General features: G+C 39.9%; 19 protein-coding genes and 1 pseudogene. 17 read left to right on the top strand and 3 right to left on the bottom strand.

All coding sequences use genetic code 11. From position 1 onward, the window contains the following. Positions 1 to 66, bottom strand: a pseudogene (locus OCF95_RS09905) (transposase); the annotation flags it as partial. 111 nt (positions 67 to 177) lie between these two features. Between OCF95_RS09905 and OCF95_RS01775 the strand changes: the two are divergent. Further along, positions 178 to 2,481: a DNA translocase FtsK gene (locus OCF95_RS01775; RefSeq protein WP_315899048.1), complete on the top strand. Its 2,304-nt coding sequence runs from the start codon at positions 178 to 180 to the stop codon at positions 2,479 to 2,481. A 44-nt stretch (positions 2,482 to 2,525) separates the two neighbouring features. On the opposite strand, the gene OCF95_RS01770 is transcribed toward OCF95_RS01775, so the two are convergent. Beyond that, positions 2,526 to 2,960, bottom strand: coding sequence for a DUF6556 family protein (locus OCF95_RS01770; RefSeq protein ID WP_261104751.1), 435 nt, complete (start codon positions 2,958 to 2,960; stop codon positions 2,526 to 2,528). A 138-nt stretch (positions 2,961 to 3,098) separates the two neighbouring features. Between OCF95_RS01770 and OCF95_RS01765 the strand changes: the two genes are divergently transcribed. From OCF95_RS01765 to OCF95_RS01725, 9 genes are all read left to right on the top strand, one after another. Next, positions 3,099 to 4,241: a cysteine desulfurase family protein gene (locus OCF95_RS01765; RefSeq protein WP_261104750.1), complete on the top strand. Its 1,143-nt coding sequence runs from the start codon at positions 3,099 to 3,101 to the stop codon at positions 4,239 to 4,241. An 8-nt stretch (positions 4,242 to 4,249) separates the two neighbouring features. Continuing rightward, entirely contained in the window at positions 4,250 to 5,464 is a 1,215-nt protein-coding gene (gene thiI / locus OCF95_RS01760) for a tRNA uracil 4-sulfurtransferase ThiI (RefSeq protein WP_049546708.1), read from the top strand. A gap of 136 nt (positions 5,465 to 5,600) precedes the next feature. After that, positions 5,601 to 6,425, top strand: a complete 825-nt coding sequence (locus tag OCF95_RS01755) for an alpha/beta hydrolase (protein ID WP_004258362.1) — start codon at positions 5,601 to 5,603, stop codon at positions 6,423 to 6,425. Positions 6,426 to 6,445: 20 nt separating this feature from the next. Further along, positions 6,446 to 7,186, top strand: a complete 741-nt coding sequence (locus OCF95_RS01750) for an esterase family protein (protein ID WP_000546802.1) — start codon at positions 6,446 to 6,448, stop codon at positions 7,184 to 7,186. A gap of 12 nt (positions 7,187 to 7,198) precedes the next feature. Then, the gene (locus tag OCF95_RS01745) at positions 7,199 to 8,365 is read left to right on the top strand and encodes an ATP-grasp domain-containing protein (protein ID WP_261035440.1); all 1,167 of its coding nucleotides are present in this window, start codon (positions 7,199 to 7,201) and stop codon (positions 8,363 to 8,365) included. 158 nt (positions 8,366 to 8,523) lie between these two features. After that, positions 8,524 to 9,429 (top strand): aquaglyceroporin Gla, encoded by a 906-nt coding sequence (gla, locus tag OCF95_RS01740; RefSeq protein WP_084863148.1) that lies wholly within the window; start codon positions 8,524 to 8,526, stop codon positions 9,427 to 9,429. Positions 9,430 to 9,552: 123 nt separating this feature from the next. Next, entirely contained in the window at positions 9,553 to 10,278 is a 726-nt protein-coding gene (locus tag OCF95_RS01735) for a CppA N-terminal domain-containing protein (protein WP_261104748.1), read from the top strand. Then, entirely contained in the window at positions 10,275 to 11,210 is a 936-nt protein-coding gene (locus OCF95_RS01730; RefSeq protein WP_261104747.1) for a serine hydrolase domain-containing protein, read from the top strand. The genes OCF95_RS01735 and OCF95_RS01730 overlap by 4 nt, the downstream gene beginning before the upstream one ends. A gap of 8 nt (positions 11,211 to 11,218) precedes the next feature. Further along, positions 11,219 to 12,115, top strand: coding sequence for a DMT family transporter (locus tag OCF95_RS01725; RefSeq protein ID WP_261104746.1), 897 nt, complete (start codon positions 11,219 to 11,221; stop codon positions 12,113 to 12,115). A gap of 41 nt (positions 12,116 to 12,156) precedes the next feature. On the opposite strand, the gene OCF95_RS01720 is transcribed toward OCF95_RS01725, so the two are convergent. Continuing rightward, entirely contained in the window at positions 12,157 to 12,855 is a 699-nt protein-coding gene (locus OCF95_RS01720) for a GntR family transcriptional regulator (protein WP_000936183.1), read from the bottom strand. Positions 12,856 to 12,996: 141 nt separating this feature from the next. Between OCF95_RS01720 and guaA the strand changes: the two genes are divergently transcribed. The 7 genes from guaA (at position 12,997) to OCF95_RS01685 (ending at position 21,553) form a co-directional block, all read left to right on the top strand. Next, positions 12,997 to 14,559, top strand: a complete 1,563-nt coding sequence (gene guaA, locus OCF95_RS01715; RefSeq protein ID WP_049516570.1) for a glutamine-hydrolyzing GMP synthase — start codon at positions 12,997 to 12,999, stop codon at positions 14,557 to 14,559. Between the two features lie 520 nt (positions 14,560 to 15,079). Continuing rightward, a complete protein-coding gene (locus OCF95_RS01710; RefSeq protein WP_261104745.1) occupies positions 15,080 to 17,776 on the top strand; it encodes a G5 domain-containing protein in 2,697 nt (898 codons plus the stop codon). A gap of 187 nt (positions 17,777 to 17,963) precedes the next feature. Next, positions 17,964 to 19,250, top strand: coding sequence for a peptidase U32 family protein (locus OCF95_RS01705; RefSeq protein WP_203180458.1), 1,287 nt, complete (start codon positions 17,964 to 17,966; stop codon positions 19,248 to 19,250). 314 nt (positions 19,251 to 19,564) lie between these two features. After that, positions 19,565 to 19,765, top strand: a complete 201-nt coding sequence (locus OCF95_RS01700; protein WP_001054558.1) for a F0F1 ATP synthase subunit C — start codon at positions 19,565 to 19,567, stop codon at positions 19,763 to 19,765. A 33-nt stretch (positions 19,766 to 19,798) separates the two neighbouring features. Beyond that, positions 19,799 to 20,509: a F0F1 ATP synthase subunit A gene (gene atpB / locus OCF95_RS01695; protein WP_000392870.1), complete on the top strand. Its 711-nt coding sequence runs from the start codon at positions 19,799 to 19,801 to the stop codon at positions 20,507 to 20,509. Positions 20,510 to 20,522: 13 nt separating this feature from the next. Then, positions 20,523 to 21,017 (top strand): F0F1 ATP synthase subunit B, encoded by a 495-nt coding sequence (gene atpF / locus OCF95_RS01690; protein ID WP_001103468.1) that lies wholly within the window; start codon positions 20,523 to 20,525, stop codon positions 21,015 to 21,017. Then, on the top strand, positions 21,017 to 21,553 hold the full coding sequence (locus OCF95_RS01685; RefSeq protein WP_078238378.1) for a F0F1 ATP synthase subunit delta: 537 nt from the start codon (positions 21,017 to 21,019) through the stop codon (positions 21,551 to 21,553). The genes atpF and OCF95_RS01685 overlap by 1 nt, the downstream gene beginning before the upstream one ends. The last annotated feature ends 9 nt before the right edge of the window (positions 21,554 to 21,562 follow it).

Below are 21,562 nucleotides of genomic sequence, written 5' to 3'. Positions count from 1 at the left end.
CTCTAAGCTATATCCTTGTTTTCTAAGTTCATAGATCTGAACTTTATCATCATAACTCAATTTCATAATAAAACACCGCAAAAGTTAGATTTTTTCTGTCTAACTTTTGGGGTGCAGTACATTGGTGCAGTCTTTTTCTCTTTCCGAAATGCCTGTGAAATATGGTATAATAGAAGAATGGCAAACAAGAATACAAGTAAAACAAGACGGAGACCGTCTAAAGCAGAACTCGAAAGAAAAGAAGCGATTCAACGAATGTTGATTTCGTTAGGAATCGCCCTTTTATTGATTTTCGCAGCCTTCAAATTAGGGGCTGCAGGTATAACCCTTTACAATTTAATTCGCTTGCTAGTGGGTAGCCTAGCTTATCTGGCAATATTTGGTATCCTGCTCTACCTCTTCTTTTTCAAGTGGATACGAAAACAGGAAGGGCTCCTATCTGGCTTTTTCACCATATTTGCAGGCTTACTCTTGATTTTGGAGGCCTACTTAGTTTGGAAATATGGTTTGGACAAGTCGGTCTTAAAAGGAACCATGGCTCAGGTTGTGACTGATTTGACTGGTTTTCGAACGACCAGTTTTGCTGGTGGAGGCTTGATTGGTGTTGGACTCTATGTGCCAACAGCCTTTCTCTTCTCAAATATCGGTACTTACTTTATTGGTTCTATCTTGATTTTAGTGGGTGCCCTCCTAGTCAGTCCTTGGTCTGTTTACGATATTGCTGAATTTTGCAGTAAAGGCTTTGCCAAATGGCGGGAAGGGCATGAGCGTCGAAAAGAGGAACGTTTTGTCAAACAAGAAGAAAAAGCTCGCCAAAAGGCTGAGGAAGAGGCTAGATTAGAACAAGAAGAGGCTGAAAAAGCCTTACTCGATATGCCTCCTATTGATATGGAAACGGGTGAAATTCTGACAGAAGATGTTGTGCTTGATGTTCCGCCTGTTCCGGAAGAAGAGTGGGTAGAACCAGAAATCATCCTGCCTCAATCTGAACTTGAATTCTCTGAACAGGAAGATGGCTCTGATGACGAAGATGTTCAGGTTGATTTTTCAGCAAAGGAAGCCCTCGAATACAAACTTCCAAGCTTACAACTCTTTGCCCCTGATAAACCTAAAGACCAGTCTAAAGAAAAGAAAATCGTTCGTGAAAACATCAAAATCCTAGAAGAAACCTTTTCTAGTTTTGGTATTAAGGTGACGGTGGAACGGGCTGAAATTGGGCCGTCCGTGACCAAGTATGAAGTCAAGCCAGCAGTCGGTGTACGGGTCAACCGCATTTCCAATCTCGCAGATGACCTCGCTCTAGCCTTGGCTGCCAAGGATGTCCGAATCGAAGCACCAATTCCTGGGAAATCCCTGGTCGGAATCGAAGTACCCAACTCTGAGATTGCTACTGTGTCCTTCCGCGAACTATGGGAACAATCTCAAACAAAAGCAGAAAATCTCTTGGAAATTCCTTTAGGGAAGGCTGTTAATGGAACCGCAAGAGCTTTTGACCTTTCTAAAATGCCTCACTTGCTCGTCGCAGGTTCAACGGGTTCAGGGAAGTCAGTAGCTGTTAACGGCATTATCGCTAGCATCCTCATGAAGGCGAGACCTGACCAAGTTAAATTTATGATGGTCGATCCCAAGATGGTTGAGTTGTCTGTTTACAATGATATTCCCCACCTCTTGATTCCAGTTGTGACCAATCCACGTAAGGCTAGCAAGGCTCTGCAAAAGGTTGTGGATGAAATGGAAAATCGTTATGAACTCTTTGCCAAGGTGGGAGTTCGGAATATTGCAGGTTTTAATGCCAAGGTAGAAGAGTTCAATGCCCAGTCTGAGTACAAGCAGGTTCCGCTACCGTTCATTGTCGTGATTGTGGATGAGTTGGCTGACCTCATGATGGTTGCCAGCAAGGAAGTGGAAGATGCCATCATTCGTCTCGGACAGAAGGCGCGTGCTGCAGGTATCCACATGATTCTTGCAACCCAGCGTCCATCCGTTGATGTCATTTCTGGTCTGATCAAGGCCAATGTCCCATCTCGTGTCGCTTTCGCAGTTTCATCAGGAACAGACTCCCGTACTATTTTAGATGAAAATGGAGCTGAGAAACTGCTTGGTCGAGGAGATATGCTCTTTAAACCGATTGATGAAAATCATCCAGTTCGTCTCCAAGGATCCTTTATCTCGGATGATGATGTTGAACGCATCGTAAACTTTATCAAGGCTCAGGCAGATGCGGACTACGATGAGAGTTTTGATCCAGGTGAGGTTTCTGAAAATGAAGGTGAATTCTCAGATGGTGAAACTGGTGGAGATCCGCTTTTTGAAGAAGCCAAGGCTTTGGTAATCGAAACTCAGAAAGCTAGCGCATCTATGATTCAGCGTCGTTTGTCAGTTGGATTTAACCGTGCGACCCGTCTCATGGAAGAGCTTGAGATGGCAGGTGTCATTGGTCCAGCTGAAGGTACCAAACCAAGAAAAGTTTTACAACAATAAAAGAATAGCTTCTTTCCAAGTTTGGAAGGAGGCTATTTTAGTGATTATTGATTAGTTTTATTTTCCGAAGTTGGACTATTGGACTGTTTTTCATTTTCAGTAGCAGGTTTACTTGGACTAGGAGCAGGAGTAGTAGAGTCCTGAGTTGCTGTTTTCTGCTCTTCTTTTTTCTCTTCCTTGACGCTAGCTTTTGGTGTTTCCTCTTGCTGTGTTTTTTCTTGAGAAGTGTTATTTTCCTTATTGGGACTAGTGTTTTCCTGAGGGGATTCCTTTTGAATTTCTTTGACAATGGTTGTCGTCTGGCTTGTCGTAGGTTCTTTTTTAGTATTTTTGTTATTATCCAAGGCGTTCATGATCGTGATACTAGCAGTAATTAAGCCGAGGATACTACCGATAGTAGCAACGGTTTTTTGAAAGACTGTAAAGCCTTTTTTGATGTGTTCTGTTTTTGGTTTTGAAGTTCTACGATAATTAGACATACATTCTCTCCTTTAATTAAAATTTATTATACCGCATTTCTTTAAAAAAATCTTAAAAAAAGAGGAATTGCCCTTTCTTGTCGCAAGCAACGTTTCATGATACAATAGAGGGAGTGATTTTAGAAAGCGTGAGAAAACATGATTTACTTTGATAATTCGGCGACGACCAAGCCTTATCCTGAAGCCCTTGAAACCTATATGCAGGTCGCTTCAAAAATTTTAGGAAATCCATCTAGTCTCCATCGTTTGGGAGACCAGGCAACACGAATCTTAGATGCTTCGCGCCAACAGATTGCGGATTTAATCGGTAAGAAAAGCGATGAAATCTTCTTTACTTCTGGTGGGACAGAAGGAGATAACTGGGTTATCAAGGGTGTGGCCTTTGAAAAAGCTCAGTTTGGAAAGCACATCATTGTATCAGCCATTGAACATCCGGCAGTCAAAGAGTCAGCCCTTTGGTTGAAATCTCAAGGTTTTGAAGTGGATTTTGCTCCAGTTGATAACAAAGGATTTGTGGATGTTAAAGCGTTAGCAGATTTGATAAGACCTGATACGACCCTCGTTTCCGTCATGGCTGTGAACAATGAAATCGGTTCTGTTCAGCCCATTGAGGCTATTTCAGAACTGTTAGCAGACAAGCCGACTATTTCCTTCCACGTTGATGCGGTTCAGGCACTTGCCAAGATTCCGACTGAAAAGTATCTGACAGAACGAGTGGATTTTGCGACTTTCTCTAGTCACAAGTTTCACGGAGTTAGAGGTGTTGGATTTGTCTATATCAAGTCTGGCAAGAAGATTACGCCTCTGTTGACTGGTGGTGGTCAGGAGCGTGATTATCGTTCAACAACTGAAAATGTGGCAGGAATTGCAGCGACAGCCAAGGCTCTCCGCTTGTCTATGGAAAAGCTAGATATCTTTACTAGCAAGACTGGTCAGATGAAGGCAGTGATTCGCCAAGCACTTCTGGACTATCCAGATATTTCTGTCTTTTCAGATGAGGAAGACTTTGCCCCTCATATTCTGACTTTTGGAATCAAGGGTGTTCGTGGTGAAGTCATCGTTCACGCCTTTGAAGACTATGATATTTTTATCTCAACGACCTCTGCTTGTTCGTCCAAGGCAGGGAAACCAGCCGGAACCCTGATTGCCATGGGAGTAGATAAAGATAAGGCTCAGTCAGCTGTGCGTCTTAGCCTAGACCTTGAAAATGATATGAGTCAGGTCGAGCAGTTCTTGACCAAGTTAAAATTGATTTACAATCAAACTAGAAAAGTAAGATAGGAGCATTCATGCAGTATTCAGAAATTATGATTCGCTACGGTGAGCTGTCAACCAAGGGCAAAAACCGTATGCGTTTCATCAATAAACTTCGCAATAATATTTCAGACGTTTTGTCTATCTATCCCCAAGTTAAGGTAACGGCAGATCGTGACCGTGCCCACGCTTACCTCAATGGAGCAGATTATACAGCAGTAGCAGAATCGCTTAAACAAGTTTTTGGAATTCAAAACTTTTCCCCTGTTTATAAGGTTGAAAAATCTGTAGAAGTTCTGAAGTCTTCTGTCCAAGAGATTATGCAGGACATCTACAAGGATGGCATGACCTTTAAAATTTCTAGCAAGCGTAGCGACCACAACTTTGAGTTGGATAGTCGTGAACTCAATCAAACCCTTGGAGGTGCTGTTTTTGAAGCTATTCCAAATGTGCAAGCTCAAATGAAAAGTCCTGACATCAATCTTCAGGTGGAAATCCGTGAAGAAGCAGCCTATCTTTCTTATGAAACTATTCGTGGGGCTGGTGGTTTGCCAGTTGGAACTTCAGGTAAAGGCATGCTTATGTTGTCAGGAGGGATTGACTCACCTGTAGCAGGTTATCTTGCACTTAAGCGTGGGGTGGATATTGAGGCTGTTCACTTTGCCAGCCCACCATATACTAGTCCTGGTGCCCTTAAAAAAGCCCAAGATTTGACTCGAAAATTGACCAAGTTTGGGGGCAATATCCAGTTTATCGAAGTGCCTTTCACAGAGATTCAAGAGGAAATTAAGGCCAAGGCGCCAGAAGCCTATCTCATGACCTTGACGCGTCGTTTTATGATGCGGATTACCGACCGTATTCGTGAGGTACGAAATGGTTTGGTTATCATCAATGGGGAGAGTCTAGGTCAAGTAGCCAGCCAAACCCTTGAAAGCATGCAGGCTATTAACGCTGTGACCAACACTCCCATCATTCGTCCTGTGGTTACCATGGATAAGTTGGAAATCATTGATATTGCACAAGAAATCGATACCTTTGACATTTCAATCCAGCCATTTGAAGACTGTTGTACCATTTTTGCGCCAGATCGTCCAAAAACAAATCCTAAGATTAAGAATGCAGAGCAATATGAAGCTCGCATGGATGTTGAAGGTTTAGTTGAGCGAGCTGTGGCTGGAATCATGATTACTGAGATTACACCGCAGGCTGAAAAAGATGAAGTGGATGACTTGATTGACAATCTGCTCTAATCAGAAAATCCAGAAGAATTTAGAAAAATAAATGAAAAAGTTAGTTTTTAATTCCAAAAATGGAAGCAAAACTAACTTTTTTTCTATAATTGTGATATAATAAAATAAAATTTTGAATATAGAGAGTTTTCTGACAATGAATCAATCCTACTTTTATTTAAAAATGAAAGAACATAAACTCAAGGTTCCTTATACAGGTAAGGAACGTCGTGTACGTGTTCTTCTGCCTAAAGATTATGAGAAAGACACGGATCGTTCCTATCCCGTTGTTTACTTTCATGACGGGCAAAATGTTTTTTATAGCAAGGAGTCTTTCATTGGCCATTCATGGAAGATTATCCCAGCTATTAAGCGTAATCCTGATATCAGTCGCATGATTGTCGTCGCCATTGACAATGATGGTATGGGGCGGATGAATGAGTATGCGGCTTGGAAGTTCCAAGAATCTCCTATCCCAGGGCAGCAGTTTGGTGGTAAGGGTGTGGAGTATGCCGAGTTTGTCATGGAGGTGGTCAAGCCTTTTATCGATGAGACCTACCGTACCAAAGCTGACCGCCAGCATACGGCTATGATTGGGTCTTCACTAGGAGGCAATATTACCCAGTTTATCGGTTTGGAATACCAAGACCAAATTGGTTGCTTGGGCGTCTTTTCATCTGCCAACTGGCTCCATCAAGAAGCCTTTAATCGCTATATTGAACGAAAGAAACTATCGCCTGACCAGCGTATCTTTATCTATGTTGGAACAGAAGAAGCAGATGATACGGACAAGATCCTGATGGCTGGTAATATCAAACAAGCCTATATCGACTCGTCGCTACGCTATTATCATGATTTGATAGTAGGTGGGGTACACTTAGATAATCTTGTCTTGAAAGTTCAGTCTGGTGCCATCCATAGTGAAATCCCTTGGTCGGAGAATTTACCAGACTGTCTGAGATTTTTTGCAGAGAAATGGTAAGTTAGAAAAGGAGAAAGCCAATGCATATTGAAAACCTTAGCCACTGGAGTGGTCATCTCAACCGTGAAATGTACCTCAATCGTTATGGACATGCTGGGATTCCAGTTGTGGTCTTTGCTTCATCAGGTGGTAGTCACAATGAATACTATGATTTTGGCATGATTGATGCCTGTGCTTCCTTTATCGAGGAAGGCCGTGTTCAGTTCTTTACCCTATCCAGTGTAGACAGTGAGAGCTGGTTGGCCACTTGGAAAAACGGTCACGACCAAGCGGAGATGCACCGTGCCTATGAACGCTATGTGATTGAAGAGGCCATTCCTTTTATCAAGCATAAGACAGGTTGGTTTGATGGTATGATGACGACAGGTTGCTCGATGGGCGCCTACCATGCAGTCAACTTTTTTCTCCAACATCCAGATGTCTTTACCAAGGTGATTGCTCTTAGTGGTGTTTACGACGCACGTTTCTTTGTTGGCGATTACTACAATGACGATGCTATTTATCAAAACTCGCCAGTAGATTATATCTGGAATCAGAATGACGGCTGGTTTATTGACCGTTACCGTCAGGCAGAGATTGTGCTGTGTACGGGTCTTGGAGCCTGGGAACAAGACGGTCTACCATCTTTCTACAAGCTTAAAGAAGCCTTTGACCAGAAACAAATTCCAGCCTGGTTTGCTGAATGGGGACACGATGTCGCCCACGACTGGGAATGGTGGCGCAAACAAATGCCTTATTTCCTCGGCAATCTCTATTTATAAAAGGAGTGACCTATGAATTACCTTGTTATTTCTCCCTACTATCCACAAAACTTTCAACAGTTTACCATCGAACTAGCCAATAAAGGTATTACCGTCTTGGGAATTGGTCAAGAGCCTTACGAGCAATTGGATGAACCTTTACGTAATAGCCTGACAGAATATTTCCGTGTTGATAATCTTGAGAACACAGACGAAGTCAAACGTGCAGTTGCTTTTCTCTTTTATAAGCATGGCCCAATTGATCGCATCGAATCTCATAATGAATACTGGCTTGAGCTGGACGCAGCACTCAGAGAACAATTCAATGTCTTTGGTGCCAAACCAGAGGATCTCAAAAAGACAAAATATAAGTCTGAAATGAAGAAACTCTTCAAAAAAGCTGGTGTCCCCGTGGTACCTGGAGCTGTTATCAAGACGGAAGCAGATGTGGATCAAGCTGTGAATGAAATCGGCCTTCCAATGATTGCAAAACCTGACAATGGAGTGGGAGCAGCCGCCACCTTTAAGCTTGAAACAGAAGACGATATCAATCACTTCAAGCAAGAATGGGACCATTCGACCGTTTATTTCTTTGAAAAATTTGTCACTTCCAGCGAAATTTGCACCTTTGATGGTTTAGTGGATAAGGATGGAAAGATTGTCTTCTCAACGACCTTTGACTACGCCTATACACCGCTTGATCTCATGATTTACAAGATGGACAATTCTTATTACGTTCTCAAGGATATGGATCCTAAATTACGTAAATATGGTGAGGCAATTGTCAAAGAATTTGGTATGAAAGAACGGTTCTTCCATATTGAGTTTTTCCGCGAAGGGGACGACTACATTGCTATTGAGTACAATAACCGTCCTGCAGGTGGTTTTACCATTGATGTTTATAACTTTGCTCATTCCTTGGACCTCTATCGTGGATATGCAGCTATTGTCGCAGGAGAAGAGTTCCCAGCGTCAGAATTTGAACCTCAGTTTTGTTTAGCTACATCCCGTCGTGCGAATGCTCACTATGTCTATTCTGAGGAGGACTTGCTTGCCAAATACAGTCATCAGTTCAAGGTTAAAAAAATCATGCCTGCAGCCTTTGCGGAACTTCAAGGGGATTACCTGTATATGCTGACAACTCCGAGTCGACAAGAAATGGAGCAAATGATTGCAGATTTCGGACAACGTCAAGAATAAGAACTTTCGGATTAAGGAAAATTACTCCCTTAATCCTTTTGTTTTTTATAAGAAATAAAACCGCTTTCTCATATATTCTTTTAGAAAACATATTGCTAAAAGATATAAAAATTGATAGAATAAGGATTGTCTAAAAAATTTTAAGGAGAATCTATCAAATGGATTTTACATGGGCAATTAAATATGCCACTGAATTCTTGGGAACTGCTATTTTGATCATTCTTGGTAATGGTGCAGTTGCTAACGTTGAACTTAAAGGTACGAAAGGTCACCAAAGTGGCTGGCTCGTTATCGCTGTTGGTTACGGTATGGGGGTTATGATTCCAGCTTTGATGTTTGGTAACGTATCAGGTAACCACATCAACCCAGCCTTCACTCTTGGACTTGCAATCAGCGGTCTCTTCCCTTGGGCACAGGTAGCGCCTTATATCCTTGCACAAGTTTTGGGTGCTATCTTTGGTCAAGCCTTGGTTGTGGCAACACACCGCCCATACTACTTGAAAACTGAAAATCCAAACAACATCTTGGGTACTTTCTCAACAATTTCAAGTTTGGATAATGGTACAAAAGAATCACATTTTGCAGCAACTGTTAATGGTTTTGTAAATGAGTTTGTTGGTTCATTTGTTCTTTTCTTTGCAGCTCTTGGAATGACTAAAAACTTCTTTGGTGCTGAACTAGTATCAAAAGCACAAGCGGCTATTAATGCTCAAGTTGCACAAGCAACTACTCAAGGTCAAACCATTCCTCAAGAACAAGTAACAGCAGCACTTGACCAAGCTAAAGAACAAGTAGCACCATTTATGACATCTGGTCTTGGAATTGCTCACTTGGCAGTAGGTTTCCTAGTTATGGCCTTGGTAACATCACTTGGTGGACCTACAGGACCTGCCTTGAACCCAGCCCGTGACTTGGGACCACGTCTCCTTCATGCTTTCCTTCCAAAATCAGTTCTTGGTGAGCACAAAGGTGATTCAAAATGGTGGTACTCTTGGGTACCAGTAGTAGCACCGATCGCAGCAGCAATTGCCGCAGTAGCTATCTTCAAATTCCTTTACCTATAAGAAATTGAAACCGAGGAAATCCTCGGTTTTTTAGATGAAATTTTACGAAAAAAAGCTAAATCTGAGCATAATTTCTTGTAAAAAATTCTAAAATCCTTTAAAATAAAAGAGTTGGAGGAATTTATGAATGTAAATCAGATTGTACGGATTATTCCTACTTTAAAAGTTAATAATAGAAAATTAAATGAAACATTTTATATAGAAACCCTTGGCATGAAGGCCTTGTTAGAAGAGTCAGCCTTTCTGTCACTAGGTGATCAAACAGGTCTAGAAAAGCTGGTTTTAGAAGAAGCTCCAAGTATGCGCACTCGTAAGGTAGAGGGAAGAAAAAAACTAGCTAGATTGATTGTCAAGGTGGAAAATCCCTTGGAAATCGAAGAACTCTTATCTAAAACAGATTCGATTCATCAATTATATAAAGGTCAAAACGGCTACGCTTTTGAAATTTACTCTCCAGAAGATGATTTGGTTTTGATTCATGCGGAAGATGATAGAGAAAGTCTAGTAGAAGTAGAAGAAAATCCTGAATTTCAAACAGATTTGGAATCAATTTCTTTAAGTAAATTTGAGATTTCTATGGAATTACATCTCCCAACTGATGTCGAAAGTTTCTTGGGAGTATCTGAAATTGGGGCATCCCTTGATTTTATTCCAGCTCAGGGGCAGGATCTGACTGTGGACAGTACGGTTACCTGGGACTTGTCTATGCTCAAGTTCTTGGTCAACGAATTAGACATAGCAAGTCTGCGCCAGAAGTTTGAGTCTACCGAATATTTTATTCCTAAGTCTGAAAAATTCTTCCTTGGTAAAGATAGAAATAATGTTGAATTGTGGTTTGAAGAAGTATGAAGTGGACCAAGATTATTAAAAAAATAGAAGAACAAATCGAGGCAGGGATTTATCCCGGAGCCTCTTTTGCGTATTTTAAGGACCATCAATGGACGGAGATCTATGTAGGACATAGTGACCCAGAACATGGCTTGGATACTGAGGCAGGACTAGTTTACGACCTAGCCAGTGTTAGCAAGGTTGTTGGAGTTGGCACTGTTTTTACCTTCTTGTGGGAAAAAGGTCAATTAGATATTGATAGACCGGTAACAGATTTTTTAGCTGAGAGTGATTATCCAGACATCACTATTCGCCAGCTCTTAACCCACGCTACAGATCTTGATCCTTTTATTCCCAATCGTGATCTTTTAACAGCACCTGAATTAAAGGAAGCGATGTTTCATCTTAAGAGACGAAGTCAGCCAGCCTTTCTTTATTCGGATGTCCATTTTTTGCTGTTGGGTTTTATTTTGGAAAGAATCTTTAATCAAGACTTGGATGAGATTTTACAGGAGCAAGTCTGGAAACCTTGGGGAATGGCGGAAACCCAATTTGGGCCTGTTGAGCTTGCTGTTCCAACAGTCAGAGGTGTAGAGGCAGGCATAGTACATGATCCCAAGGCTCGCCTTCTGGGCAGACATGCAGGTAGTGCTGGTTTATTTTCTACTGTAAAGGATTTACAAATCTTTTTAGAACATTATTTAGCAGATGATTTTGCAAGAGATTTGAGTCAAAATTTTTCTCCTTTGGATGACAAGGAACGTTCTTTAGCATGGAATTTGGAAGGAGATTGGCTAGACCATACGGGCTATACAGGTACCTTCATCATGTGGAATCGGCAGAATCAAGAAGCGGCTATTTTTCTATCGAATCGTACCTATGAAAAGGATGAGAGGGCTCAATGGATTGTAGACCGCAATCAAGTGATGGACTTGATTCGTAAAGAAGAGTAAGGAGAGACATGTCAAACAGTTTAAAAGGGACTATATTAACAGTTGTGGCTGGGATTGCTTGGGGCTTGTCAGGAACGAGTGGCCAATACCTGATGGCACATGGAATTTCGTCTCTGGTTTTAACTAACTTACGACTTTTAATCGCCGGTGGGATTCTCATGGTCTTGGCTTATGCTACTGCAAAGGATAAAATGCTGGCCTTTTTAAAGGATAGAAAGAGTTTGCTGTCTCTTCTTATTTTTGCTCTAATTGGCCTCTTCCTCAATCAATTTGCCTATCTAACTGCTATTCAGGAAACCAATGCAGGAACCGCGACGGTGCTTCAGTATGTTTGCCCTGTCGGGATTTTGATTTATAGCTGTATCAAGGATAAGGTAGCACCGACACTGGGAGAGATTGTTTCTATCATATTAGCCATCGGAGGGACCTTTCTGATCGCCACTCATGGGCAGTTGGACCAGTTATCCATGACACCTGCCGGTCTGTTCTGGGGTCTCTTTTCTGCTCTGACTTACGCCCTGTATATCATTTTGCCCATAACCTTGATTAAGAAGTGGGGTAGCAGTTTGGTCATTGGTGTGGGAATGGTCATAGCTGGTTTGGTCGCCCTTCCTTTTACAGGGGTTCTACAGGCCAATATACCGACTAGTCTTGATTTTTTCCTTGCTTTTGCGGGCATTATCCTTATCGGGACTGTCTTTGCCTATACAGCCTTCTTAAAAGGAGCCAGTCTGATTGGACCAGTTAAGTCAAGTTTGTTGGCTTCAATTGAGCCAATCTCGGCGGTTTTCTTTGCCTTCCTAATTATGAATGAACAATTTTATCCTATTGATTTTCTTGGTATGGCAATGATTTTAATTGCAGTCACTTTGATTTCGTTGAAAGATTTACTCTTAGAAAAATAAAAAGACTCTTTGTCCGTGACAGAGAGTTTTTGCGTGGTAATCTAATTATTTTCAAGATAAAATTCAAAGCGTTCGCCTACATACTGACTTTTTACGTATTCAAATGCAGTACCATCTTCTAGGTAGGAAACCTGAGTCAAACCTAGAATAGCATGTCCTTTTTCAACTTCCAAATAGTGGGCAATTTTTTCCTTAGCAAGACGAGCATAAATAGTCTGCTGTGATTTACCAATACGGTAGCCGTGTTTTTGCAGAGTTTGAAAGAAATGACTGGTGATTTCTTCTTTTTTAAAGTCCTTAATGAATTTTTCAGGAATAGAAGCAACTTCATAAACTAGAGGAACTTGGTCGGCATAGCGAACCCGTTCCATTCGGATAATATTCTCCGTTGGAGAAATTCCTAGCTTGGCAACTTCCTGTTCATTGGGAATGGTTTTTCTGTAGGAAATGAGTTGGCTAGAGGGAACTTTACCTTGGGACTTAACAATTTCAGTAAAACTGGTTGTGCCTCTCATCTTTTCTTGTACACGTGTACTGGATACAAAGGTGCCGCTTCCTACACGGCGCTCTAAAACTCCTTCTTCGACCAAGAGGGAAATAGCTTGGCGGAGGGTCATGCGACTGACCGCAAACTGCTCTGCTAAATCTCGTTCACTTGGAAGTCTCTCACCGATGGCCCAACGATGTTCGTCAATATCCTTTTTAATCTGGTCATGGATTTTCATATAAGCGGGTAGCATATTTTTCACTTCATTTCTATCTTTTCTCTATTGTACCCCAATAAACTAGAAAAAGTCAAACTTCGCCTTGTTTAGTTGGTAATTCGCACTTATTTGTGATAGAATATTGAAAAAAGATATTTCTTTTAAGAAAGGAAAAAGATGAGCAACATTTCAACTGATTTGAAAGATGTAGAAAAAATCATCGTGTTGGACTATGGTAGCCAATACAACCAGCTGATTTCACGCCGTATCCGTGAGATTGGTGTTTTTTCAGAACTAAAAAGCCATAAAATTTCAGCTGCTGAAGTTCGTGAAATCAACCCTGTAGGAATCATCCTTTCAGGTGGTCCAAACTCTGTATACGAAGATGGTTCATTTGATATTGACCCAGAAATCTTCGAACTTGGAATTCCTATTTTGGGAATTTGTTATGGTATGCAGTTATTGACCCATAAACTTGGAGGAAAAGTTGTTCCTGCAGGTGATGCTGGAAATCGTGAATACGGTCAATCAACTCTTACTCACACATCATCAGCTCTTTTTGAATCAACACCAGACGAGCAGACTGTTTTGATGAGCCATGGTGATGCGGTTACTGAAATTCCTGCTGACTTTGTTCGTACAGGTACATCAGCTGACTGCCCATACGCAGCCATCGAAAACCCAGATAAACACATTTACGGTATCCAATTCCACCCTGAAGTTCGCCATTCTGTATACGGGAATGACATCCTTCGTAACTTTGCCCTTAACATCTGTAAGGCTAAAGGCGACTGGTCAATGGATAACTTCATTGATATGCAGATCCAAAAAATTCGTGAAACCGTCGGTGATAAACGTGTCCTTCTTGGTCTATCAGGTGGGGTTGACTCTTCAGTTGTTGGGGTTCTTCTCCAAAAGGCTATTGGCAATCAATTAATCTGTATCTTTGTAGACCACGGTCTTCTTCGTAAAGGAGAAGCGGACCAAGTTATGGACATGCTTGGTGGTAAGTTTGGTTTGAATATCGTCAAAGCAGACGCTGCTAAACGTTTCCTTGATAAACTTGCTGGCGTTTCTGACCCAGAACAAAAACGTAAAATCATCGGTAACGAATTTGTGTATGTCTTTGATGACGAAGCAAGTAAGCTCAAAGATGTGAAATTCCTTGCTCAAGGTACCTTATACACAGACGTTATCGAGTCTGGTACAGATACAGCTCAAACTATCAAGTCACACCACAACGTGGGTGGTCTTCCAGAAGACATGCAGTTTGAACTGATCGAACCATTGAACACTCTCTATAAAGATGAAGTTCGTGCCCTTGGTACAGAGCTTGGTATGCCAGACCATATCGTATGGCGCCAACCATTTCCAGGACCAGGACTTGCTATCCGTGTCATGGGTGAAATCACTGAAGAGAAACTAGAAACCGTTCGTGAATCAGACGCTATCCTTCGTGAGGAAATTGCTAAAGCAGGTCTTGACCGCGATATCTGGCAATACTTCACAGTGAACACAGGCGTTCGTTCAGTCGGTGTTATGGGTGACGGTCGTACATATGACTACACGATTGCAATCCGTGCTATCACCTCTATCGATGGTATGACAGCTGACTTTGCAAAGATTCCTTGGGATGTCCTTCAAAAGATTTCTGTACGTATCGTAAACGAAGTGGACCACGTTAACCGCATCGTCTATGATATTACAAGTAAACCACCTGCAACAGTTGAGTGGGAGTAAAGCTATAAATACTTTACTCTTATAGTAAATGAAAAATAAGGATTTCGAGAGAACAAAATCGTTCTCTCTTTTTTTAGCTGAATATTTTAAGTAAAAGGTTAAGCTATTCTTTCATAAAACAAGACAGAATGGTTGCCTCCAAAGTCTCATCATAAGAGAACAGTTATATTCTCTGGATCTACTTTTGAGATGGTAAAAATAGATATACTGATATCCATTCCTTTTATCATATCCTTGATTTCTTAAGTTTTAAAGACAGTTTAATCAGGATTCCTTTTATATATCGATTAAGAAATAAATAATCTGTCTTGAATCCTACCATAGATGTATAAAGAGTCATTTTGTTTTTTGTTTCGTATCAGTATCAATCCGTTCTGATATTGTTTTTTGAATTGTAGAAAATTCTAGTATAGTAGTTAGGAAGTTTTTATAAATTTATTGTATTTAATTCTTGAGTTGAGACCTTTACTTTTTTAGCTAATTATGTAATAATATTAACAATACAAATAAATGAAAGTTGGTGTTTCTATTGCATAAAGCAGTAAAACAAGAAAAAGGTCATGGCTATCTCCGTAAAACTAAGTTAGGTTTGTTAAGTGGTATTATCCTAACGACTGCTTTAGGGAGTTTATTTTTAAATGGGATTGTAAGCGCTGACGAACAACCAAATTCAAGTACACCTCCTAATGCAGCACAGACTCCTCCTAGCGAAACTGTGGTTCAAAGTGAGTATGAAACGAGTACAACACATACGGTAAAAGAAACCGAGTTAAAAGCTAAAGTTGAAGAAGTAAAAGCTTTAGGGGTTAAGGTTACAGAAACACCCACTGAAAATGTAGGTGTTGCAAATAGTTCTTCTGAGGTTACACATATACGCACAACTGCCGAAGAGAAAGTAGATGCTCAAATTCGTGATTTAGAGTCTGCAAAAGCAGAGAAAGTACAAGCTGATGCTGATCGAGCTAAGATTGAAGAGTTTAAAAATAATCACCTTACTGCAAATTATGTCAACGTAAAAGATAAGATTGCAAGTCAAGTGAATTCAAGATTAGCGTCCGATGATGTCAATAAAGAAATAACACTCAGTAATTTGACTTCTACTGAGGGTGAAGTTCGTTATTTAAACACAGACTCAGTCGATGTAAGAACTAGAGAGGGCGTTGCAGATGCTTTAGGTCGCGATGTAACTACGACTGACACACACGTAACTGTTAAAACTGGAGCAGCTAATCTTCCGGGATTGGAGAAACTTAGGGCTAAGGATAGTAGTGCTGGTTATAGCGGATATATTGTAGAAGCGAAAAACGGTGAAACTTTTACTTACACAGTGAATTTAGATCCAACCAGTGTATTAACATCTAAATATGGTGTTGCAAGTATTGATACAAGTCTCCGTTTGAATTACACTTTACCTGAGGAAACGAAAGTCTATGTAATTATTCGTGGTCAAGCAATTTTACAAGAAATTTTCGTTAAGAACTTATCTAGACGGGTTGCAGGTCAATCGGACTTAGTTAAGTACACTAAGACATTTACTTATAAAGATGCTAAAGGCCAAGAAATTCCGTTAGATAAATTACTCTCTACAATATTAAATGAACAGGCTTTCGGTGGTGAATCTGTAATTAAACCATCAGATGTACCTGAGAAAAAAATTAAAGAGTTCGAATTAAGGTCACCTATTGGCTCAACAGGACAGGTACTATACGAGTTAAGGAGAGAAAATTCTCTTATAGGTGAAAATACGATTTCATCAAGTAATTATCTAAATGCGCGTATGCCAAGAGGACAAATATCTGCTTATTTAAGTCAAAATACCTTCACCAATAAGATTCCTAAGGTTGAGATAATAGATCCAGATAAGGCTTTGAACGGTGTATCTCGTGACTATCATTTGGTGACTTATACAGAGGTTCAACATAAAGGTAAGGTTACTCAAAAGTTTGTCAATGAACAAGGTGCTGAGATTCGACCGTCTGTTACAAGTGAGGTAAAAGCAGTAGGGGAGCAAATTACATTAACTCATCCTACGGATATTGACTTTGAGAACAAGCGTTATACCTTTAAAGACCAAGATAAACAAGATATTACAGAGATTGTAAAAGGTGAAACTAATATAACTTATGTTTATAAACAAAAGTATGAAAATAATTTATCACCTGTTGAGATTGAAACTCCTATTCCGATTGAGACTACTTATGTTGCAGACCCAACGAAGGAAGTAGGTGACAATGAGACTGTCGATAATGGAACTGCGGGTAAGGTTGTAACTTCAACACCTAAGATTGTAAACGAATTAACAGGAGAAGTTACTGATGGTCAACCTACTGAGAAACGTACTGAAATGCAACCTAAAGTAGTTAAAGTAGGTACGAAACCAACAGTTGTAGAAACAACTACTCCATATACAACACGTTATGTAGAAGATAATACAAAAGATAAAGACTATCGAGAAGTAACAAAATCTGGTAAAGCTGGTAAAACAACTACTACGACAACTTATACCTTGAATCCTAATACAGGTACAGTAATATCGAACGAACCAACCACGATTACTGAAGAAGCAGTAGAAGAAGTTATCACAGTAGGTACGAAACCAACAGTTGTAGAAACAACTACTCCATATACAACACGTTATGTGGAAGACAATGTAAAAGATAAAGACTATCGTGAAGTAACAAAATCTGGTAAAGCTGGTAAAACAACTACTACGACAACTTATACCTTGAATCCTAATACAGGTATAGTAACATCGAACGAACCGACCATGATTACTGAAGAAGCAGTAGAAGAAGTTATCACAGTAGGTACGAAACCAAAGGTTGAGGCACCAAAGGTTGAAACGCCAAAAGTTGAAACACCAAAGGTTGAAACACCAAAGGTTGAAACACCAAAAGTTGAAACACCAAAGGTTGAAACGCCAAAAGTTGAAACACCAAAGGTTGAGGCACCAAAGGTTGAGGCACCAAAGGTTGAGGCACCAAAAGTTGAGGCACCAAAAGTAGAAGCACCAAAGATAGAAGTACCAAAATCAAAGACACCAACTGAACAATCGACAAAAGAAACTTCACAAATTCCGACTTCTGTAGCAAGTAAGAGAGAGGAATTGCCTAATACAGGTACAGAAGATCATGCTAATCTTGTAGTCTTAGGACTTCTAGGAGTTTTGAGTGGATTTGGATTTCTTGCACACAAGAAAAAAGAAGTGGAGAAATAGTTTTTTCTAACCTATATTAGAAAAGGGCTCACATCTGTGGGCTTTTTCTCTTTGACAATCTTTTTGCTTTAATAATCTAAAAGATTAGAATTGTCAAAACAATCTGTCTAGGCTTGATTTTATCGCTTATTTACTATAAAATGAGAAGGAAAAACGTCAAACTTTTATATTGCAAATAGGAGAAAACATGACAAAAACATTAAAACGTCCTGAGGTTTTATCACCTGCAGGGACTTTAGAGAAGCTAAAAGTAGCTGTTCAGTATGGTGCAGATGCTGTCTTTATCGGTGGTCAGGCCTATGGTCTTCGTAGCCGTGCAGGAAACTTTACCTTTGAACAGATGGAAGAAGGTGTCCAGTTTGCGGCCAAGTATGGTGCTAAGGTTTATGTGGCTGCCAACATGGTTATGCACGAAGGAAATGAAGCTGGTGCTGGTGAGTGGTTCCGTAAACTGCGTGATATCGGGATTGCAGCAGTTATCGTATCTGACCCAGCCTTGATTATGATTGCAGCGACTGAAGCACCAGGTCTTGAAATCCACCTCTCTACCCAAGCAAGTGCCACTAACTATGAAACCCTTGAGTTCTGGAAAGAACTGGGCTTAACTCGTGTCGTTTTGGCGCGTGAGGTTTCGATGGAAGAATTAGCTGAAATTCGCAAACGTACAGATGTTGAGATTGAAGCCTTTGTCCACGGAGCCATGTGTATTTCTTACTCTGGTCGTTGTACTCTTTCAAACCATATGAGTATGCGTGATGCCAACCGTGGTGGTTGTTCACAGTCTTGTCGCTGGAAATACGATCTTTACGACATGCCATTTGGTCAAGAACGTAAGAGCCTTAAAGGTGAAATTCCAGAAGAATTTTCGATGTCTGCCGTTGATATGTCTATGATTGACCATATCCCAGATATGATTGAAAACGGTGTGGACAGTCTAAAAATCGAAGGACGTATGAAGTCTATTCACTATGTTTCAACTGTAACCAACTGCTACAAGGCGGCTGTTGATGCTTATCTAGAGAGTCCAGAGAAGTTTGAAGCTATCAAGCAAGACTTGATTGATGAGATGTGGAAGGTTGCCCAACGTGAATTAGCAACAGGTTTCTACTACGGTACACCATCGGAAAATGAGCAGTTGTTTGGTGCTCGTCGTAAAATTCCTGAGTATAAGTTTGTTGCTGAAGTGGTTTCTTATGATGATGCGACACAAACAGCAACTATTCGTCAACGGAACGTTATTAACGAAGGAGACCAAGTTGAGTTTTATGGCCCAGGTTTCCGTCATTTTGAAACGTATATCGAAAATTTACATGATGCCAAAGGCAATAAAATAGACCGCGCTCCAAATCCAATGGAACTCTTGACAATCAAAGTCCCACAACCTGTTCAAGCTGGAGACATGGTTCGAGCTCTTAAAGAAGGTCTCATCAATCTTTATAAGGAAGATGGAACTAGCGTCACAGTGCGTGCTTAATAAACATGTAGGAGACGAAAGCTTTCTAGTTGCTTTCCCTTTAATCCTACTTACTAAAGAACCTTAGGTTAAAGAAAATATATTAATTTCCATCCGAGATGTCATCTCGGATTTTTTCATTATTTTTCAGAAAGGTCTAGATAATGGACGGATTTATTACAAGTTTTTTCCAAAGTTTTCTATATAATAGACTCAAAAATAGTAAAATTGTAAATAATTTCCGTTAAGCGCTTTCAATGTTGGTAAAAAGTTGACAAATCCAATTTTTAGGACTAAACTAAGTAAGTAAATTTTAATTAAAAGGAGAATTCGTCATGAATTTAACATTTTTCGGTCTATGTCTTGCCTGTATGGGTGTGTCTCTTGGTGAGGGGTTGTTGATGAATGGTTTGTTGAAATCAGTAGCTCGCCAACCAGATATCATCTCAGAACTACGTAGTTTGATGATCCTAGGGGTTGCCTTTATTGAAGGTACTTTCTTCGTTACTCTTGTCTTTTCATTTATCATCAAATAAAAGAAGTATAAATTGAAAAAGGGAGGATTTTAGATGGAAGAAAGTATTAATCCAACCATCAATATTGGTCCTGTTACCTTTAATTTAACCATAGTAGTTTTGACTTTGTTGACTGTAGCACTTATTTTTGGCTTTATTTATTGGGCAACTCGAAATATGACTTTGAGACCCACAGGAAAACAAAATGTATTAGAGTATTTATTTGATTTTGTTGTTGGATTTACAAAATCAAACCTTGGTCCAATGATAAAGGATTATTCTCTCTTTTATTTCTGTTTATTCCTATTTATGGCCATTGCAAATAATATTGGCTTAATGGCTAGAATTCAGACTACAGATGGTGTAAATCTTTGGACCTCACCAACAGCAAATTTGTCATTTGACTTGGTCTTGTCTTTTACAATTATTTTAATGACCCACGTAGAAGGAATTCGTCGTCGTGGAATCAAAAAGTATTTAAAAGCATTTGTAACACCAGGTTTTATGACACCAATGAATCTCTTGGAAGAAGTTACCAATCTCCTTTCACTTGCATTGCGGGTCTTTGGTAATATCTTTGCAGGGGAAGTGATGGCAAGTATGTTAGTCCTACTTTCTCATCAGGCCTTCTATTGGTATCCTATTGCTTTTGGAACAAATCTAATCTGGACTGCATTTTCTGTTTTTATTTCTTGTGTACAAGCATATGTATTTACTTTGTTATCTTCAATGTACTTAGGAAATAAAATTAATGATGAAGAATAGAAAGGAGTAGTTTATGAATGTAACAGTAGGTGAATTACTTGGTGATTTTATACTAATCGCTGGTTCCTTTATTCTCTTGCTAGTCTTGGTTAAGAAATACGCTTGGTCAAATTTGACTAGCATTTTCGAACAAAGAGCAGAAAAAATTGCAGCAGATATTGACGGAGCTGAACAAGCACGTCAAAAAGCGGAAGTATTGGCTCAAAAACGCGAAGATGAATTGGCTGGTAGCCGTAAAGAAGCTAAGACAATCATTGAGAATGCGAAAGAGACAGCTGAGAAAAGCAAAGCTAGTATTTTAGCAGATGCTAAGCTAGAAGCAGGACGCTTGAAAGAAAAAGCGAACCAAGAAATTGCTCAAAATAAAGCTGAAGCTTTACAAAGTGTTAAGGGTGAGGTAGCAGATTTGACAATCAGCTTGGCTGGTAAAATCATCTCACAAAACCTTGACGGTCATGCCCATAAAGAACTCATTGATCAGTATATCGATCAGTTAGGAGAAGCTTAATGGACAAGAAAACAGTAAAGGTAATTGAAAAATACAGCATGCCTTTTGTCCAATTGGTTTTAGAAAAAGGAGAAGAAAACCGTATCTTTTCAGACTTAGCTCAAATCAAGCAAGTTGCTGAAGAAACAGGCTTACCTTCTTTTTTAAAAAAAGTGGCAGTAGACGAGTCTGACAAGGAAAAAACGATTTCTTTCTTCCAAGACTCAGTGTCACCTTTATTGCAAAACTTTATTCAGGTTCTTATCTACAATCACAGAGCAAATCTTTTTTATGATATTCTTGTAGATTGCTTGAACCGACTTGAAAAAGAAACAAATCGATTTGAAGTGACGATTACGTCAGCTCATCCTTTAACTGATGAACAGAAGAGTCGCTTGCTCCCTTTGATTGAGAAAAAAATGTCTCTGAAAGTAAGGAGTGTAAAAGAACAAATCGATGAAAGTCTTATTGGTGGTTTTGTCATTTTTGCCAATCACAAGACAATTGATGTGAGTATTAAACAACAACTTAAAGTTGTTAAAGAAAATTTGAAATAGAAAGTGGTG

Source organism: Streptococcus mitis (assembly GCF_946188615.1).
In the GTDB taxonomy this organism is placed as follows: Bacteria; Bacillota; Bacilli; order Lactobacillales; family Streptococcaceae; genus Streptococcus; species Streptococcus mitis_BZ.
This window is presented reverse-complemented; position numbering and strand designations above follow the sequence as displayed.

Coding starts and splice junctions, on each gene's coding strand:
- OCF95_RS01705 (WP_203180458.1), top strand. CDS start 17,964: ATGACAAAAACATTAAAACGTCCTGAGGTTTTATCACCTGCAGGGACT.
- OCF95_RS01755 (WP_004258362.1), top strand. CDS start 5,601: ATGAATCAATCCTACTTTTATTTAAAAATGAAAGAACATAAACTCAAG.
- OCF95_RS01730 (WP_261104747.1), top strand. CDS start 10,275: ATGAAGTGGACCAAGATTATTAAAAAAATAGAAGAACAAATCGAGGCA.
- atpB (WP_000392870.1), top strand. CDS start 19,799: ATGGAAGAAAGTATTAATCCAACCATCAATATTGGTCCTGTTACCTTT.
- OCF95_RS01685 (WP_078238378.1), top strand. CDS start 21,017: ATGGACAAGAAAACAGTAAAGGTAATTGAAAAATACAGCATGCCTTTT.
- OCF95_RS01775 (WP_315899048.1), top strand. CDS start 178: ATGGCAAACAAGAATACAAGTAAAACAAGACGGAGACCGTCTAAAGCA.
- OCF95_RS01700 (WP_001054558.1), top strand. CDS start 19,565: ATGAATTTAACATTTTTCGGTCTATGTCTTGCCTGTATGGGTGTGTCT.
- guaA (WP_049516570.1), top strand. CDS start 12,997: ATGAGCAACATTTCAACTGATTTGAAAGATGTAGAAAAAATCATCGTG.
- OCF95_RS01745 (WP_261035440.1), top strand. CDS start 7,199: ATGAATTACCTTGTTATTTCTCCCTACTATCCACAAAACTTTCAACAG.
- OCF95_RS01765 (WP_261104750.1), top strand. CDS start 3,099: ATGATTTACTTTGATAATTCGGCGACGACCAAGCCTTATCCTGAAGCC.
- OCF95_RS01770 (WP_261104751.1), bottom strand. CDS start 2,960: ATGTCTAATTATCGTAGAACTTCAAAACCAAAAACAGAACACATCAAA.
- thiI (WP_049546708.1), top strand. CDS start 4,250: ATGCAGTATTCAGAAATTATGATTCGCTACGGTGAGCTGTCAACCAAG.
- OCF95_RS01725 (WP_261104746.1), top strand. CDS start 11,219: ATGTCAAACAGTTTAAAAGGGACTATATTAACAGTTGTGGCTGGGATT.
- gla (WP_084863148.1), top strand. CDS start 8,524: ATGGATTTTACATGGGCAATTAAATATGCCACTGAATTCTTGGGAACT.
- OCF95_RS01720 (WP_000936183.1), bottom strand. CDS start 12,855: ATGCTACCCGCTTATATGAAAATCCATGACCAGATTAAAAAGGATATT.
- OCF95_RS01735 (WP_261104748.1), top strand. CDS start 9,553: ATGAATGTAAATCAGATTGTACGGATTATTCCTACTTTAAAAGTTAAT.
- OCF95_RS01750 (WP_000546802.1), top strand. CDS start 6,446: ATGCATATTGAAAACCTTAGCCACTGGAGTGGTCATCTCAACCGTGAA.
- atpF (WP_001103468.1), top strand. CDS start 20,523: ATGAATGTAACAGTAGGTGAATTACTTGGTGATTTTATACTAATCGCT.